This is a genomic window from Aeromonas sp. ASNIH4, assembly GCF_002934425.1.
Lineage (GTDB): Bacteria > Pseudomonadota > Gammaproteobacteria > Enterobacterales > Aeromonadaceae > Aeromonas > Aeromonas hydrophila.
In genome coordinates this window covers 4,360,001-4,377,116 of record NZ_CP026217.1, presented here as the reverse complement: position 1 = coordinate 4,377,116, position 17,116 = coordinate 4,360,001, and the positions used below count along the sequence as shown (strand labels likewise).

11 protein-coding genes and 1 pseudogene are annotated in these 17,116 nt (G+C 60.8%); 8 read left to right on the top strand and 4 right to left on the bottom strand.

The genetic code is table 11. The features are described 5' to 3' along the window. Nucleotides 1-204 precede the first annotated feature (204 nt). From C2U40_RS20495 to C2U40_RS20470, 6 genes are all read left to right on the top strand, one after another. On the top strand, nucleotides 205-864 hold the full coding sequence (locus C2U40_RS20495; RefSeq protein ID WP_103828012.1) for a LuxR C-terminal-related transcriptional regulator: 660 nt from the start codon (nucleotides 205-207) through the stop codon (nucleotides 862-864). 95 nt (nucleotides 865-959) lie between these two features. Beyond that, nucleotides 960-3,788: an excinuclease ABC subunit UvrA gene (gene uvrA / locus C2U40_RS20490; RefSeq protein ID WP_029302578.1), complete on the top strand. Its 2,829-nt coding sequence runs from the start codon at nucleotides 960-962 to the stop codon at nucleotides 3,786-3,788. Between the two features lie 140 nt (nucleotides 3,789-3,928). Then, entirely contained in the window at nucleotides 3,929-5,614 is a 1,686-nt protein-coding gene (locus C2U40_RS20485) for a diguanylate cyclase (protein ID WP_181014823.1), read from the top strand. Between the two features lie 446 nt (nucleotides 5,615-6,060). Continuing rightward, nucleotides 6,061-6,672, top strand: a complete 612-nt coding sequence (locus C2U40_RS20480; RefSeq protein WP_011707635.1) for an OmpW family outer membrane protein — start codon at nucleotides 6,061-6,063, stop codon at nucleotides 6,670-6,672. 219 nt (nucleotides 6,673-6,891) lie between these two features. Further along, nucleotides 6,892-8,871, top strand: a complete 1,980-nt coding sequence (locus C2U40_RS20475; RefSeq protein ID WP_045788880.1) for a methyl-accepting chemotaxis protein — start codon at nucleotides 6,892-6,894, stop codon at nucleotides 8,869-8,871. A gap of 8 nt (nucleotides 8,872-8,879) precedes the next feature. Further along, nucleotides 8,880-10,364: an ABC transporter substrate-binding protein gene (locus C2U40_RS20470; RefSeq protein WP_103828013.1), complete on the top strand. Its 1,485-nt coding sequence runs from the start codon at nucleotides 8,880-8,882 to the stop codon at nucleotides 10,362-10,364. Between the two features lie 66 nt (nucleotides 10,365-10,430). Here the strand turns inward: C2U40_RS20470 and C2U40_RS20465 are convergent. Next, nucleotides 10,431-11,224, bottom strand: a pseudogene (locus C2U40_RS20465) (GNAT family N-acetyltransferase). Between the two features lie 328 nt (nucleotides 11,225-11,552). On the opposite strand from C2U40_RS20465, the gene metF reads away from it, so the two are divergent. Then, the gene (metF, locus tag C2U40_RS20460) at nucleotides 11,553-12,449 is read left to right on the top strand and encodes a methylenetetrahydrofolate reductase (protein WP_019838601.1); all 897 of its coding nucleotides are present in this window, start codon (nucleotides 11,553-11,555) and stop codon (nucleotides 12,447-12,449) included. Nucleotides 12,450-12,511: 62 nt separating this feature from the next. Here the strand turns inward: metF and C2U40_RS20455 are convergent, their stop codons facing one another. Together C2U40_RS20455 and C2U40_RS20450 are read right to left on the bottom strand one after the other, a co-directional pair. After that, a complete protein-coding gene (locus C2U40_RS20455; RefSeq protein WP_011707631.1) occupies nucleotides 12,512-13,576 on the bottom strand; it encodes a DUF3103 family protein in 1,065 nt (354 codons plus the stop codon). A gap of 150 nt (nucleotides 13,577-13,726) precedes the next feature. After that, entirely contained in the window at nucleotides 13,727-14,878 is a 1,152-nt protein-coding gene (locus C2U40_RS20450; protein ID WP_103828014.1) for a benzoate/H(+) symporter BenE family transporter, read from the bottom strand. Between the two features lie 121 nt (nucleotides 14,879-14,999). Between C2U40_RS20450 and C2U40_RS20445 the strand changes: the two genes are divergently transcribed. Next, a complete protein-coding gene (locus tag C2U40_RS20445; RefSeq protein WP_181014824.1) occupies nucleotides 15,000-15,569 on the top strand; it encodes a helix-turn-helix domain-containing protein in 570 nt (189 codons plus the stop codon). 10 nt (nucleotides 15,570-15,579) lie between these two features. On the opposite strand, the gene C2U40_RS20440 is transcribed toward C2U40_RS20445, so the two are convergent. Further along, on the bottom strand, nucleotides 15,580-16,776 hold the full coding sequence (locus C2U40_RS20440; RefSeq protein ID WP_103828016.1) for an NnrS family protein: 1,197 nt from the start codon (nucleotides 16,774-16,776) through the stop codon (nucleotides 15,580-15,582). Nucleotides 16,777-17,116: the final 340 nt, after the last annotated feature.

The window sequence follows — 17,116 nt, the reverse complement described above, 5'->3', positions numbered from 1 at the left end:
AAGGGGGGCCGGAGGCCGGTGTGACAGCCTCTGTCCGGCCAGGGGCCAGTATTTCACCCAAATGGGGGGGGGCGGCTAGTTATTTGTATTGCTTGGAAAATTGGTGAGTTTCAAAGGAGGCGCATCGGCGTCTAATACTTTTTTAATGCTGCAGCCTGCGGGGGGGCTTGGTACTCTCTGCTGCCGAAAAACACCATGGCCGGAATGTTCAAGGACCAGCGCTTCATGATCACCCCATATCCCATCGTATTGGTAACCGAAGACAATGCGCAGGCGACCAGCTTTCAGAGCTACCTGGTCGAACAGCTGGCTCTGCCCATCCTGCTGGTGAGCGCACTGGAAGCCCTGCCTCAAGTGGATGAACTCGAGCCGCATCCGCTGTTTCTGGTGGATCTGGATTACCTCAAGTCGAGCCAGCAAACGGGGTGGCCACGGGAGATCTCCAGCCGCTTCGGGGAAGCCAATACCGTGCTGCTCAATGCCCCCACCAGTACGGATCGGGAGCTGCTGTTGATGTGGCCCCATACCAGCGGGCTCTTCTTCTGTCAGGATCCGCTGGATCGGCTGGTGCTCGGTATTCGCAAGGTGCTGGAGGGGGAGTACTGGATCCCGCGCCATCTGCTGTGCGATCTGGTCAACTACTACCGCAAGGGCGGGGAACACCACCTGCGCAACCAGACGTTGCTGACCGTGCGCGAGCAGGAGATCATCCGCTACCTGATGACGGGGGCCTCCAATACCGAGATCGCCGACAGCCTGTTCGTGAGCGAGCACACCATCAAGTCCCACCTCTACAATGTCTTCAAGAAATTGAACGTGAAGAACCGCCTGCAGGCGGTGAGCTGGGCCAAGGAGTATCTCTGAAATCGATGGGGATGATGGATAAAACCTGTCTATTCATCCAGTAGTCTCTATGCCATACTGACTCGCTCAGGTTTCCGTATCGAGCGTGCAACAAGATGGAAAAGATCGTGGTCCGGGGTGCTCGCACCCACAACCTCAAGAACATCAATCTGACCCTGCCCCGCGACAAGCTGATCGTGGTCACCGGCCTCTCCGGTTCGGGCAAATCCTCTCTGGCGTTCGATACCCTCTATGCCGAGGGGCAGCGCCGCTATGTGGAGTCACTCTCCGCCTATGCCCGCCAGTTCCTCTCCCTGATGGAGAAGCCGGACGTCGACCATATCGAGGGGCTCTCGCCCGCCATTTCCATCGAGCAGAAGTCCACTTCCCACAACCCGCGTTCGACCGTCGGCACCATCACCGAAATCTACGACTACCTGCGTCTGCTGTTCGCCCGGGTCGGTGAGCCGCGCTGCCCGACTCACGCCATTCCGCTCGCCGCCCAGACCATCAGCCAGATGGTGGATCAGGTGCTGGCCCAGCCGGAGGGGAGCAAGCTGATGTTGCTGGCCCCGGTGGTGCGCGATCGCAAGGGGGAGCACACTAAGCTGCTGGAGAATCTGGCGGCCCAGGGCTACATCCGTGCCCGCATCGATGGCGAGGTGTGCGATCTCTCCGACCCGCCCGCGCTGGAGCTGCACAAGAAGCACACCATCGAGGTGGTGGTGGATCGCTTCAAGGTGCGCGATGACCTGGCGCTGCGTCTGGCCGAGTCGTTCGAAACGGCGCTGACCCTCTCCGGTGGCATCGTATTGGTGGTGCCGATGGACGGGGAGGAGGGGGTTGCCCCCATGACCTTCTCCGCCAACTTCGCCTGCCCGGAGTGCGGTTACTCCATGTCGGAGCTGGAGCCGCGCATCTTCTCCTTCAACAATCCGGCCGGTGCCTGTCCGACTTGTGACGGCCTCGGGGTGCAGCAATATTTCGACCCGGCCAAGGTGATCGGCGATCCGGCCATCAGCCTGGCCAATGGCGCCATCCGCGGCTGGGACAAGCGCAGCTTCTACTACTTCCAGATGCTCAAATCCCTCTCCGAGCACTACAAGTTCGATCTGGAGACGCCGTGGGAGGATCTGCCGATCAAGACCCAGGAGGTGATCCTGCGCGGTTCCGGTCGCACCGAGATCGAGTTCCGCTACATGAACGATCGCGGCGACGTGGTGGTGCGCAAGCACCCGTTCGAGGGGATCCTGCACAACATGGAGCGGCGCTACCGGGAGACCGAATCCAACTCGGTGCGTGAAGAGCTCTCCAAATACATCGCCAACAAATCCTGTGCCAGCTGCGGTGGCAGCCGGCTGCGGGAGGAGGCGCGTCACGTGTTCGTCGACAACCGCAACCTGCCGGCCATCGCCGAGCAGTCCATCGGCGATGCGCTCGCTTTCTTCGAAGGGCTGAACCTCACCGGCCAGCGCGCCCAGATTGCCGAGAAGATCTTGAAAGAGATCGTCGAGCGCCTCGGTTTCCTGGTGAACGTGGGCCTCAACTATCTGAGCCTGTCGCGCAGCGCCGAGACCCTCTCCGGCGGCGAGGCCCAGCGGATCCGGCTGGCCAGCCAGATCGGTGCCGGTCTGGTGGGGGTTATGTATGTGCTGGATGAGCCCTCCATCGGCCTGCACCAGCGTGACAACGAGCGGTTGCTCAAGACCCTCACTCACCTGCGTGATCTCGGTAACACGGTGATCGTGGTGGAGCACGACGAGGACGCCATCCGCCTTGCCGACCATGTGCTCGACATCGGCCCGGGGGCCGGGGTGCACGGCGGTGCCATCGTCGCCCAGGGCACGCCGGAAGAGATCATCAATAATCCAGAGTCACTGACCGGGGACTACCTCTCCGGTCGCAAGCAGATCGCCATTCCTGCCGAGCGCACCCCGCTCACCGGCAAGTGGCTGAAACTCAAGGGGGCGAGCGGCAACAACCTGCGCAACGTCAACCTGGATCTGCCGATCGGGGTGATGACCTGCGTGACCGGCGTCTCCGGCTCCGGCAAGTCGACCCTGATCAATGACACCCTGTTCCGCATCGCTCACCGCGAGCTCAACAAGGCCACCGAGTCCACTCCTGCGCCCTATCGGAGCGTCGAGGGGCTGGAGCATCTGGACAAGGTGGTGGATATCGACCAGAGCCCCATCGGCCGTACTCCGCGCTCCAACCCGGCCACCTACACCGGCCTGTTTACCCCGATCCGCGAGTTGCTCTCCGGCACCCAGGAGGCGCGTTCGCGCGGCTATCAGCCAGGCCGCTTCTCCTTCAACGTGAAAGGGGGCCGCTGCGAGGCATGTCAGGGGGATGGCGTCATCAAGGTGGAGATGCACTTCCTGCCGGATGTCTACGTGCCGTGCGACGTCTGCAAGGGCAAGCGCTACAACCGCGAGACCCTGGAGGTTAAGTACAAGGGCAAGAACATCCACGAAATCCTCGAGATGACGGTGGAAGATGCCCGCGAGTTCTTCGATCCGGTGCCGGCGGTAGCGCGCAAATTGCAGACCTTGATGGACGTGGGCCTCTCCTATATCCGCCTCGGCCAGTCGGCCACCACGCTCTCTGGCGGTGAGGCGCAGCGGGTCAAGCTGGCGCGCGAGCTCTCCAAGCGGGATACCGGTCAGACCCTCTACATCCTGGACGAACCGACCACCGGGCTGCACTTCCACGACATCCAGCAGCTGCTCAAGGTGCTGCACCAGTTGCGGGATCGCGGTAACACCATCGTCATCATCGAGCACAACCTGGACGTCATCAAAACCGCCGACTGGATCGTCGATCTGGGGCCGGAGGGGGGGGCCGGTGGCGGCCGCATTCTGGTGACGGGGACGCCGGAGCAGATGAGCCGTTGCGAGGATTCCCATACGGCCCGCTTCCTGGCGCCGCTGCTGGCGCGATAATCCGTTCAATAATGTGACAAGGGGCCCTGGGCCCCTTGTTTTTATTGTGGTAATTCAGTGACCTCCAGACGGGCCGATACTCCATACTTGGGGCAAGGCCCTTCCCGTTTCGCATTGCCATTCAAAGGATATTGGCGTCCATGGCTCAACCATCCCGCTCCATCGATCATTTGCTGGCCTACTCCATGTTCCCCGTCTGGGCAGGCGCCATCCTGATGTTGCTCATCGTGATCGCGCTGGCCCAGGTGCCGGCGGCGCAGCGGGTCGAGGAGCGGCGGATGCAGGATCATCTGCAACGGGTGGTCAGGGCCGTGCAGGGTGACATCAATGCCATCAATGCCTTCACCCGGGATTGGGGGATCTGGGACGAGAGCTACCACTTCCTGGCCAGGCCCAATCAGGGCTACATCCACTCCAATCTGCTGGTCGACACCCCGATGCGGGACTTTGAGCTCAACGTGCTGAGTTATATGGATTTGCAGGGCTCTGAAATCTGGACTCGCACCCTGCTGCCGGAGGCACCTGATACGGACACCACCCTGCTTCCCTTCTTTCTGGATGACCTCAAGCTGCAACTGCTGCGTGAATCGCGGCAGGGGGGGATCCACAGTCTGAGCGGGGTGAGAGGCTCGTTATGGGGGCCGCTCATCTTCTCGCTGCAGCCGGTGACCAATACCCTCGGCGATGCCAAACCCAATGGCTATCTGCTGGCGACCCGTTGGCTGGATGAACGCTATCTGGACGATCTGGCGGCGCGGACCGCGCTCGCCTTGACCATTGCCCAGCCCAGATCTGGCGAGCATCTGGGCTCTTTCAAGCCGTTCAAGCCATACATGAGCTACCGGCTGGTGGATCTGGGGTTGCAGCGTGTCAGGGGAGAGGGGTTGCTGCTGGACAACGACGGCACCCCCGTCTTGACCCTGATTGTGGAAGAGGAGCGTGACGTGTTGCGGGGGGCGATGGAGGGAGCGATCTGGACCTTCATCGGCATGCTGCTGATAAGCTTCGCCTGCATTCTGATGGCGCTGGCCCGCTTGCGCGCCATTGTGCTCGGGCCGATCGGCGAGTTGGTGGGGGCGCTGCACAAGTTTGCCGAAAAGCAGGATGTGAGCGTGTTGCCGATCATCGACAGCAGTCAGGAGATGGCGCTGCTCAGTCGCAAGTTCCGGGAGATGGCAGCCAGGATCAGCTTGCACCACAGCGCCTTGCAGGCTTATTCATCCCGGATGGAGACCGCCGCCTATACGGATCCGCTGACCCACGCCTTCAACCGGCGCTACCTCGATGAATGGTTGCTCAATCGCGATGCGCTGGCGGCAGGCAGGGTGTTGCTGATCCTGGATCTGGATCACTTCAAGCAGGTCAACGATCGCTTCGGCCACGACATCGGCGATCTGCTGTTATGCCAGCTGGCGGAGTTGCTGCGGGGGGCCCTCGCTGAGGAGGAGCCGCTGATCCGGCTGGGTGGCGAGGAGTTTTTGCTGCTGCTGACCGGCGATGAGCCGACACGGGTTGCCCAGCGGGTCGAGCGTCTGCGCCGCAAGATTGCCGACTGCCGCTTCGGGCGCGAAGAGTTGCCGCTCTGGATGACGGCTTCACTGGGATTCTGCGATTACCCCCTGCATCGGGAGCTGGAGGATTCGTTCTGGAATCTGAGCTTCAAACTGGCGGACATGGCGCTGTACCGGGCCAAGCAGGAGGGCAGGAATCGCTGGCGCGGATATAGCGGGGAGCTAGGGCCGGCGCAGTGGGATTTGAACCCGGAGCAGATTGTGGCGGGGGAGTGGCTGCGGTGTCAGGCATCTCACACCAGCCAGTCGGCCTAGTGGGTCAGAATTAATAGCGCCATGCCGAGAACGAATCCCAATAAAATAAACAGGAAGGAGCCAATACCCCAGATGGCCGCCAGTATGGCTACTATTTTGTCCCTTCTGGTTTGTGGTTTCATAAAGAATTTCTTACAGCCCGGCTACATGGCTCGCAAAAATACTCTGGTTGGGCGAGTGAAACAACCGTTTTTAGCCGTTTAAAGCCCCAATAAGATGCATTTAAATTATTCTTTAATGTGGCTGGTTTGATTTTGAATTGACGTATCAGTATGTTTTTATTGTTTATTTCTCCAATTATCAGCCATATCTTGTGAGTCTTAAGCTGCTGTACACATCTATCTATTTCTTGGTAACTTTTGAGCTAAATCAATAACTCTGCATTCACATCCCTTTATAGTTTTCAGGCTTGCAACATATAAAACGAAAACTAAAAGGAAAACGTGATGAAAAAGATCCTTCCTCTGATGATCGCGGCCGCGCTCGCTTCTCCCGTCGCCATGGCCCACCAGGCTGGTGATATTCTGGTGCGTGGCGGCCTGGCCTTTGTTTCTCCGCAAACGAGCAGTGACAACGTGCTGGGTACCGGCGAGCTGGAAATCGACAGCAATATGCAGTTGGGTCTGACGCTCTCTTATCTGATCACTGACAACTGGGGTGTCGAGCTGCTGGCAGCCACGCCCTTCTCCCACTCGGTATCCACCGCCGGTCTGGGTGAAGTGGCCAAGGTCAAGCACCTGCCGCCGACCCTGATGGCGCAATACTACTTCGGTGATGCCAACAGCAAGGTACGCCCCTATATCGGTGCCGGTATCAACTACACCACCTTCTTTGATGAGCAGGGCCGCGGCGCGCTGGATGGCACCGACGTGAGCGTGGACTCCTCCTGGGGCATGGCCGGTCAGGTCGGCCTGGACATGGCGATCAATGATCGCTGGTTCGTCAACGCCTCCGCCTGGATCATGGATATCGATACCGACGTGCACACCGCCGTGGGTACCATCAACACCTCCATCGATCCGATGGCCTTCATGTTTGGTGTCGGCTATCGCTTCTGATAGGACACAGGGTTGGCCCCCCCACGGGCCGTTACAGCTAGCATGTCTCTTTGGCCCGGCACAGTCCGGGCCCTTTTACGCGCAAAGCGTCCCCCATCAACTGTGATCCAACCCCATATAGATCAATAAAATACCCTCGGTCTCCCCTCTATAATTCGCCCCTTGTGCCGATAGTGTCTATGTTCACGTTACCTTTCCCCCACGAGTGAGGATGTCTCCATGGGTTTATCTATTGTGCAGCGGATCATCGCCGGATTTGTGTTGATGCTGCTGCTGTTGATCCTGCTGGGTGTGATCAGCACCCTGAAGATCAGGGGCATCAATGACGGCTTGTCACAGGTCTCCGACCGGGCAACCCCGTTGGTGATTGCGGTGGCCGGCCTGAAAGGCGCCCTGCAGGACAGCAACCGCTGGGTGCTGGTCTACCGGACCAACGAGGATGCAAGCCAGCTGCCGCAGCTGGCCAGCCAGTTCAAGGAGCAGCAGGCGCGTTTCAGTCAGCTGAGCCAGGAGATGGACAGGTTTAGCGGGGTGGCCGAGGCCGGCTCTCGTTTTCAGCAGGTCGATACCGCCACCAAGCAGTTCTACGGCCTGGCTGAACAGGTGCTCTCCCAGCACAGCCAGTGGGTCAATGCCCAGGATCAGCGCCACAAGCTGGAGATTGCCTTTATCCGGCTGGAAGACACCTACCAGTGGGCTGCCGATCTGCTGCTGCAGCAGACCGCCAGCAAACGCTCCATGCGCAACAAGGCTGAGCTGATCACTTCGGGCATCGCGCGCGATCTGAAGAACATTCGCCGGGCCGATGCCAAGACCGATCTCAACGAGCTGGAGAAGGTGCTGAGCAAGGACATCGAGATGGCCCGCAAGCGGCTCGATCGGGTGCTGGTGCCGGATGACGTGAAGCAGCGCTTCGTCTCCAACCTCGACCGGATGCAGGAGCTGGCACTTGGCCAGCAGGGGCTGCTGGCGACCATGCGCAATGCCCAGCAGCTGGCCGCCTCGCTGCAGACCCTCAATCAGCAACTTGATGCCAGCCTGATCAACAGCCTGGGCCTGCTCGACGAGATGGGGCAGTCGGCCGGCTCGATTGCCAGCCAGAGCCGCACCACGGCGGATGATGCGGTCAGCAGCGCCAGCTTCTGGATCCTGGTGGTGGCCGCCATCTCGGCCGCCGCCGCCCTCATCATCGGCTATACCACGGCGCGCAGCATTCAGCGTCCGCTGCAGATGATCAACAAGGAGCTGGATTACATGGCGGCCGGGGATATGACCCGCCGCATCAACTATCGCAGCAGCTGCGAATTCGGCGCACTCTCCCGCTCCATCGATACCCTGGCCGGCAAAACCGGCGAGCTGCTCTCCCAGATCAATGCCGGCTCCCGTCATCTGGTGGAGGAGGCAAGCCGCGCCGCCGAGATAAGCGAAAGGGCCGTGTCCCGGGTACAGGACCAGAAGAGCCAGACCGATCAGGTGGCTGCCGCCATCACCGAGCTGGAGGTGAGTGCCACCGAGGTGGCCCGTTCCACCGATGGCACCAAGCGGGAAGTGGATCTGGCTGATGATGAAGCCCGCAGCGGTCGCCAGAAGGTGGCGACCACCCGTCGCATCACGGAGCAACTGGCAGGTGCCATGGAAGAGGCCGTTGGCATCACCTACAAGCTGGGTGAGTTCAGCAACAACATCGGCAGCATCCTCGATGTGATCCGCAGCATTGCCGAGCAGACCAACCTGCTGGCGCTGAACGCTGCCATCGAGGCGGCACGGGCCGGCGATGCCGGCCGTGGCTTTGCCGTGGTGGCAGACGAGGTGCGGGCACTGGCCAACCGGACCCAGACCTCGACCGAAGAGATCCAGGCGATGATCGAGAACCTGCAGAGCTCGAGCAAGCTGGTGGTGGAGGTGATGGGACGCAGTCAGGAGCAGACCCACAACTGTGTCGAGCAGACCCGGGAGATGGATGCGGCCCTGCAATCCATCGCCGACCGGATGAGCGCCATCAAGGCGATGGCGGATCAGGTGGCGCATGCGGCCCAGGAGCAGATCTCGGTCAGCCAGGGGGTGGCCCGCCACATCTCCGGCATCGCCGAGGTGGCCTACGAGACCGAACGGGAAGCGCGGGAGTCGGCCGGCAGCAGTGAAGTGCTGGCGGATCTGGTCGCCAAGCAGCAGCAATTGATCGCACATTTCAAGGTTTAGGAGGGCTTATGTCTAACAAGTGGATCGGGGCCCTGAGTCTCCTGTTGTGTGGTCAGCTGATGGCCAGCGAGCTGGTGATCGAGAGCTGGCGGATTGATGACAAGGCCTTGTGGGAGCAGAAGATCATTCCTGCCTTCGAGGCCTCCCACCCGGGCATCCAGGTGAAGTTCAACGGGGTGCAGAACGTCGACTACATGCCGACCCTGTGGGCCAGTCTGAAAGAGGGCAAGGCGGGGGATCTCATCACCTGCCGGCCGTTTGATGACTCGCTCGCCCTGTTCAAGGCGGGCCACCTGGCGGAGCTGACCGAGATGTCGGGGATGGAGAACTTCCCAAGTTTTGCCCAGTCCCCCTGGCAGACTGACTCCGGCGCCCAGACCTTCTGCGTGCCGATGGCCTCGGTGATTCACGGCTTCTTCTACAACAAGAAGATTTTCAGTGAGCTGGGGCTGAGCGTGCCGCAAACCCGGGATGCCTTCTTCGCGGCGCTGGACAAGGTGAAGGCCGATGGCCGCTATGTGCCGCTCGCCATGAGCGGCTCGGAAAGCTGGGTATCCTCAGAGCTCGGTTTTCAGAACATAGGCCCCAACTACTGGAAGGGGGAGGATGGTCGGCTGGCGTTGATCGGGGGGCAGGAGCGCTTTGACAACCCGCCCTACGTCAAGGTGTTCGAGGAGCTGGCGCGCTGGCGTCCCTACCTCGGCGAAGGCGGCGAGAGTCGCGACTATGCTGCGACCAACGAGCTGTTTACCTCGGGCAAGGCCGCCTTCTACGTGGCGGGTTCCTGGGAGATCGCCCCCTTCACCGACAAGGTGGACTTTGGCGTGATGCGCCCGCCCGTGGCAAAACAGGGCGATGGCTGCTTCTTTACCGATCACACCGACATCGGGATGGGCATGAACCCGGCCAGCAAGAACAAGGAGGCGGCAATGGCCTTCCTGCAGTGGCTGACCACGCCGCAGTTCGCCGAGCTCTATACCAACTCTTTGCCCGGCTTCTTCTCCCTCTCCAATCACTTCTTCGAGGTCACCAACCCGGCGGCGAAGGAGATGATGGAGTGGCGGGATCAGTGCGACTCCACCATCCGGGTGGCCACCCAGATCCTCTCTCGCGGTACGCCCAAGCTGGGCGACGAGCTGGCGGAGGTGAGTCAGGCCGTGCTGCTCGGCAAGATGGAGCCCAAGGCGGCAGCCGATCGGCTGGAGCAGGGCCTGAAGGGCTGGTATCCGCCTCATCAGGGCAACAAGGTGAAAGGGGCCGATTGCCAGTGTGATGTCCCGGCCGCCGCGCCCGCAGTATCGGCCGCTGCTGCGACCACCGAGCCTCCTGCTGCTGTATCCACCGCGACGCCGGCGATGACAGAGACACCTGCCACCCCGGCGCCGTCAGCAACGCCTGCCGCAGCGGCATCTGCCGCGGCCGCGCCGTTGCCGGCTCCGTCGGCCGAGGTGGAGCAAGCGCTCTCCAACGAGCTGGAAACACCGCAGCAATAGCTGCCGGCAGATAAACAACGGGAGGCATCAGCCTCCCGTTTTCTTTGCTGCCGCCAATCAGCGATGTCACTGCACCGGGTGGGGCCAGCGACAGAGGCTGCCGATGCGGGCCACCGGGGCGAACCCGAGCGAGCGATAGACGCGCTGGGCGTGATAGTGCTCGTCGGCCACTATGATGAGCCGGTCGACCCGTGTCAGCCCGTGCCTGGCAACCTGGCTCAGCAACTGACGGCACAACCCCTGATTGCGCCATGCCTGCCTTGTGCGCACCAGCTGGAAGCGCGGCCCAGAGTCTCGGTGAAGAAGAGGCCGCAGCTGGCGACCAGCTGCTCCTGCTGCCAGATCCCCCACCACTGACCCAGCCCGTCCCCGATCATCGCCTCGTACAACTGGCGGCGTGACTGCAGATAGGGCAGGTAGCTCTGCTCCGAGTGACCGGGGTCCCGCTCCTCCAGTTCAAAGGCCAGCCACTCGTCCCAGTCGGCCGGGGTAAAGGGACGCGCAGCCACCGTCGCAGCTGGTGGTTGCCAGTCTGCGGCCTCCAGTGCCAGTACCACGCACTCCATGTACTGGTATCCCGCCGCCACGAAGCCGGCAACCCGGCTGTTCTGGCCGGCCGCGAGAGGCCACTGGAAGGTGCGGTGTCTGACCCGGGGATCCTGCCCGATCAGCTTGTCGAAACTGGCCTCGAGCCAGCCCTTGTCGTGATCGCTGGGGGGAAAGGGGAGCAGCAAATAGTTGCCGAAGTAGTAATCGGGAGCATCGGGAGTGCGCACGGCCCAGAACTGCTCATGGTCGACCACGTTGCCTTGATAGCGATCGAACAGCAAGTCGGTGGCAAAGCCGGGATGGGTGTCCATGATGATGCTCCTGCGAATGGTTCAATTGGTTATCGGCAGGAAGGGGAAGAGGTTGAAAAGGGGCCGGAGAAACCTCCGGCCAAACAATCACACGCAGATTCAGAACGTCCAGGACGATCTGCGTTCATCATAACGCGACTCGTCGGATTTTGGGATGGGGTGCCAATCGTTACTTTGGCTTTATTGCCAAATAAAAATCGGCGGCCTTCCTCTCGCTGTAAAACAGGGTTGACTTTGTGCCATTTTCTCATAAAGATATAAAGACGTTTAGACGTCCAAACATCCGTTTTGACGTAGAGAAATGGATTGCAGGGCAGGGAGAGAGCAGATGGGATTTCACAGCGCACGTCAGGTTGAGGCACTCAACCAGAGTCTGGCAGATTTGAGTGGCGACATATCGGTCAGTTTCGAGTTTTTTCCGCCCAACAGCGAAGGGATGGAAAATACCCTGTGGCAATCCATCGAGCGCCTGAAAGTACTGGAGCCCAAGTTTGTGTCGGTGACCTATGGCGCCAACTCTGGCACCCGGGATCGCACGCACAAGGTGATCAAGGACATCAAGGAGCGGACCGGTCTGATCGCCGCCCCGCACCTGACCTGTATCGACGCCAGCCGCGACGAGCTGCGCACCATTGCTCGCGATTACTGGAACAGCGGCATCCGCCATATCGTGGCGCTGCGCGGCGACCTGCCCCAGGGGCTGGAGAAGCCGGAGATGTATGCGACCGATCTGGTGGCACTGCTCAAGGCCGAAGCGGACTTCGATATTTCGGTGGCCGCCTACCCGGAAGGCCACCCGGAAGCGCGCAGCGCGCAGTCGGATCTGCTCAATCTCAAACGCAAGATCGATGCCGGTGCCAACCGCGCCATTACCCAGTTCTTCTTTGACGTCGAGACCTACCTGCGCTTTCGGGATCGCTGTGCCGCCATCGGCATCGATGCCGAAATCGTGCCGGGGATCCTGCCGGTCTCCAACTACCAGACCCTGGCCAAGTTTGCCGGCTTCACCAACGTGAAGATCCCGCGCTGGATGCATCAACGTTTCGAGGGGCTGGATGATGATCAGATGACCCGCAACATGGTGGGGGCCAGCATCGCCATCGATCAGGTACGGGTGCTGAGTCAGGAAGGTGTGAAAGATTTCCACTTCTATACCCTGAACCGCTCCGAGCTGACCTACGCCATCTGCCACACCCTGGGGGTGAGGCCGAAAGGCCAGCAGTAACGGATCGCGGGTACAAAAAAAGCCAATGAGTCGCTCATTGGCTTTTTTGTTATGGCGACCAATCAGGGTCTGGTGGGGGCGATCTCTTTGGGTTCGAGGTCGATCACCGCATTGCCGGCTGCGCCTGGATACTGGTGATAGCTCTGATCCTGCTCCAGGGTGTAGAAGGTATCCAGATAGTCATCGTTGTTGGTCATCCAGGAGTCGGGCAGCGCCTTGACGATGCGACCGCCGAGGTCGAGGAAGGGCAGTGCCTCGGGCACGCCGCCAGCCGTGAAGGCCAGCTTGAGGGCATCGATGAACAGGCCGCTCAGCTCCTTGTAGTTGACGTTGTCGTCCTGCTCCATCATGACGATGTCGACGGCACCCCAGCGATAGCGATCCCAGTAGACCAGGATCTGGTTGGGGGTGTAGTCGGTGTTGTCATAGTCGAGATAGGGCATGTCGACGATGTCGACCACGGGCTCATCCCGGCTGGGATTGACCCCTGCGACCACCGCATACACCTCGGCCGCACCCAGCAGCCAGGGCTCCTGATCATCCTTCAACCGAATTTTCTTCAGGATGCTGGTCTTGAGCGGTGCCGTGCTGGCAGCCGCACGGGGAGCCACCTGCATGTCGGCGGCAGCCAGCGCCTTGCGGATCACCTTGAGGCCGGCGTTCTTGGCCTTGACGGGATCAGCTTCCACGACCAGGACTGGACGGGCAGGTGCCTTGTCCACATCCAGATAGACGGGGTTGCCGGCGCTGTCGAAGGCTTCGATGGCGCTCCAGCTCTTCTCATCGCCGCTCGGCACATAGGCGACCAGCGGCTCGACACCCTGCTGCAGCGCGGCGGCCTGCTCCGGGTTGGCCAGTCGCAACTGCATCAGCTCCTTGACCTCGCCGTCCAGCCCTTGCCGGCTGATAGCTGCCTGGTTGGCATCCCGAGCCTGGCGTTTCAGGCGCGGACTGGCCTTTTGCAACAAGTTGGGCAGCGGGCTCTGGTACTCCTGATTGCTCAGCAGCGGCAGCAGGTTCTTCTGCTGCAGCGCGAGCTGGCGTGCCAGCTCCCGATCGGTGTCGGCAGCGTGGGCGGTGGTGGCGCCCAGCAGTGCCAGTAACAAAATGACAGCCTGATTCCTCATTATTATTCTCCAGTTTATGAGTCTGACATGAGGCACGCATCGGGGAAGAAGAAGTGCCTCGGCACCACTTAATGGCAATTAGTTTCAGCTGTGAACCAATTTTTCTGAATTATGTGCGGTGTCTCACGGGGGGCTCCCCAGATGGTCAGGTCAGTTTCTCCGCTGGTTGACTTGATACAGGATGATGCCGACGAGCAGTCCCCAGCAGGCGGCACCGATACCGAGCAGGCTGATGCCGGAGGCGGTGATGATGAAGGTCAGCAGGGCGGCCTCACGGGCATCGTCGTGCTGCAATGCGGTGTGCAGGCTGCTGCCGATGGTGCCGAGCAGCGCCAGCCCGGCGACACAGGTCACCAGTGTCGCCGGGAAGGCCGTGAACAGCGCAGCGACCGTGGCCCCGAAACAGCCGGTCAGCAGGTAGAAGCCGCCGGCCCACACCGCCGCGGGCCAGCGCCGGTTGGCGTCCGGATCCACCTCTTTCCCCATGCAGATGGCCGCAGTGATGGCCGCCAGGTTGAAGGCATAGCCGCCGAAGGGCGCCAGCAGCAGACCGGTGAGGCCGGTCCAGGTGATGAGGGATGAGGTGGCGGGCTGATAGCCGTGGGCCCGCAAAATGGTAATGCCCGGCATGTTCTGGGAGGTCATGGTGACGATGAACAGTGGCAAGGCAATGCCGAACAGGGCACCAAGGGAAAACTCTGGCCAGGTCATGACCGGGCCGGCCAGTTGCCAGTGGATGGTGTCAAGCTGCAGCTGACCTCTCAGCAGGCAGATGAGGATGCCGGTCGCCAGTACCAGCACCATGGTATAGCGTGGCCAGAGATGGCGGCCGAGCAGGAATGCCAGCAGCAGGCTGCCTAGCAGCAAGGGATCGGCTGGCGCAACCTTGAACAGATCCAGCCCGAACTTGAGCAATACCCCGGCCAGCATGGCCGCCGCCAGCTGGGCCGGGATATGACGCATCAGCCGCTCGAACCAGCCGCTGATGCCGCACAGGGTGATCAGCAGAGAAGAGATAACGAAGGCGCCGATGGCCTCGGCCAGAGTGAAGTGACCCAGGCTGGTGATGAGCAGGGCGGCACCCGGGGTCGACCAGGCGGTCAAGACGGGGATGCGGTAATAGAGGGAGAGGCCGATGCAACTGATACCCATGCCGATGCCCAGCGTCCATAGCCAGGACGCGAGCTGGGCAGCATCGGCCCCCGCTGCCGTGGCTGCCTGAATGATCAGGATGACCGAGCTGGTATAACCGACCATCACGGCGATGAAGCCGGCGACCAGATGAGGAAGGGCAAAGGGCATGGTGACGTCCTTGTGGAGTTGTGACGGTTTGAGCGTTATTGCGTACAATATTGCTTCAGACTATATCGCTGTGCGCTATAGCGCACAAGGCGATTCAAGCAAGCACAATAAAGAGGCAGTCATGCAAGAGATGAATCAGCATCTGGCCCAACGTCTGAAGGGCTTGCGCAGCGAACTGGGCTGGAGCCTGGATGTAGCGGCGCGGGAGACGGGAGTGAGCAAGGCCATGCTGGGCCAGATTGAGCGGGGAGAGTCGAGCCCGACGGTGGCCATCCTGTGGAAGATTGCCACCGGCTTTCGGGTCTCTTTCTCCAGCTTCATCGAGCCGACCCCGGCAGAGCAGGGGGAGGTGCTCTATCGCACCGCAGATGCGATTCGCCAGCAGCCGGCGGGAGAGGGCATGCAGGTCGCCCCTCTCTTCCCTTATGAGGGGCGCTTTGGATTCGAACTGTTTGAGCTGACTCTGTTGCCCGGTTATCAGCGAGAATCAGAACCCCATGAACCCGGGGTGACCGAACATGTCATCGTCATCAGTGGCCAGATGGAAGTGCTGGTTGAGGGGGAGTGGCGCTCCTTGACGCAGGGGGAGGCGGTGCGCTTCGCGGCCGACCGCCCCCATGGCTATCGCAATCTGGGAGTGGCTCCTGCCATCTTCCACAATCTGATCCACTATCCGGCCAGCAGATCTTGACCCACCTGGGTCAGCCTGGGCGCCCATCAGCCCGGGGGCTGGTCAATATGGGGGCATAGACCCAGACAAAAAGACCATACGCCAGGCTCCAGGCCAGGCCGCTCAGGTTCCAGCCGTGCAAGGTATCGGTCGGCCAAAGCAGCGGGATCAGAACCCGGATCAGGGCGGCCATGATCACCAGTGCGAACGCGCACTGGATCCTGCGCCCCACCTGCAAGGCCCGGCCACTGTGACCAAGGGAGACCCGGGCTATCATCCCCAGGATCATGGTCCCCATGCAGCCGGCACTGAGCAGGTGGCTGGCCAGCGACAGGCTGATGGGCAGGCCGGCAGCCAGAGCACCAAGGGCGAGCAGGCCGAGAGGAATAAACAGGTAGGCGAGGTGCAGCGACCACAAGAGGGGTTGGCCAAGAGTGGAAGGCAGCCGCCAACGCAATTGGCGCCACAAGTGCAAAACGGCCGCTACTATATATAAAGGAAGCAAGTAGAGGCTGGTGGCCCATGGGGTGGGCAGCAGCAGCCAGCTCACCAGGGTGAGCCACAGCGTGGCAAGGGCAGCCCGCTCCAGCCAGAGAATAGGTGCAGCTTTTTCCATCCTGGTAGCTCTGGCGGTAAAGAAGGGGATGACTCGCCCTCCCATTACGGCGATCAGGGTCGTAAACAAGAGCACCGTAGTAATGAGTAGATGTTCCATATCAGCCCACTGCGCCTGCCACAGCCAGCTGGCGGCGTTGAGCAGTGTCAGCACGACAAGCAGCGGCACAAAGAAGAGGTTGCGCCACTGCCTGGTTACCACGATGGGTTTGGCCAGATACCAGGCACAAAGAGGCAGCCAGAGCAGGTCTGCCGTCATCAGCAGGGTATTGTGCTCGCCCAACCAGGGCAGCAAGGCCCTCGGCAATGCCCACAGCATGACGACCAGCACCAGGGGCCAGCTTCTAACCCCGGGGTGAGCGGTCCAGTTTTGTACTGCCGTCAGCAGGAACCCCGCGACGATCGCGGCTCCGAACCCAAACAGCATCTCATGGGCATGCCACCAGATGGGGTTGCCAATCCCCGGCAGGACGAACCAGCCGTTGAGCTGCCCGAGCCAGCCCAGCATTGCCAATGCCGAGAACAAGGCGCCGAACAGGAAGAAAGGCCGAAACCCGAGGCGGAACAGAGGAACGATTTTCTCCTCTTTGCGGCTATCCAGGATTTGGTGCATGAATGAAACCTAAATTGAACATTTGAAAAGCCAATTATAAAGTGGCTTTTCAAATGTTCAATTTAAATCCAATGAAAGCCCAAAATGGTGGTGATGCGAGTGAAATAGAACCGCTTTGCTGCATATCTGAGCGAACGGTTCTTTTCGGTGAAAAAGCCCTTGTCATCGCGGCGCGGCTCCCTATAATGCGCCCCTACCAGCACGGCGGAACACGTCAACCTGATGAGCCAGCTTCCTTACGAAGTGGGCGCCGAAAGAAAAGCGAAAGCAATCGCTTGACTTTCGAAGTGAGAAGCGTAATATGCGCCTCCTCAACGCGACAAGCGTGACGCTCTTTAAC

Coding starts and splice junctions, on each gene's coding strand:
- C2U40_RS20495 (WP_103828012.1), top strand. CDS start 205: ATGTTCAAGGACCAGCGCTTCATGATCACCCCATATCCCATCGTATTG.
- uvrA (WP_029302578.1), top strand. CDS start 960: ATGGAAAAGATCGTGGTCCGGGGTGCTCGCACCCACAACCTCAAGAAC.
- C2U40_RS20485 (WP_181014823.1), top strand. CDS start 3,929: ATGGCTCAACCATCCCGCTCCATCGATCATTTGCTGGCCTACTCCATG.
- C2U40_RS20480 (WP_011707635.1), top strand. CDS start 6,061: ATGAAAAAGATCCTTCCTCTGATGATCGCGGCCGCGCTCGCTTCTCCC.
- C2U40_RS20475 (WP_045788880.1), top strand. CDS start 6,892: ATGGGTTTATCTATTGTGCAGCGGATCATCGCCGGATTTGTGTTGATG.
- C2U40_RS20470 (WP_103828013.1), top strand. CDS start 8,880: ATGTCTAACAAGTGGATCGGGGCCCTGAGTCTCCTGTTGTGTGGTCAG.
- metF (WP_019838601.1), top strand. CDS start 11,553: ATGGGATTTCACAGCGCACGTCAGGTTGAGGCACTCAACCAGAGTCTG.
- C2U40_RS20455 (WP_011707631.1), bottom strand. CDS start 13,576: ATGAGGAATCAGGCTGTCATTTTGTTACTGGCACTGCTGGGCGCCACC.
- C2U40_RS20450 (WP_103828014.1), bottom strand. CDS start 14,878: ATGCCCTTTGCCCTTCCTCATCTGGTCGCCGGCTTCATCGCCGTGATG.
- C2U40_RS20445 (WP_181014824.1), top strand. CDS start 15,000: ATGCAAGAGATGAATCAGCATCTGGCCCAACGTCTGAAGGGCTTGCGC.
- C2U40_RS20440 (WP_103828016.1), bottom strand. CDS start 16,776: ATGCACCAAATCCTGGATAGCCGCAAAGAGGAGAAAATCGTTCCTCTG.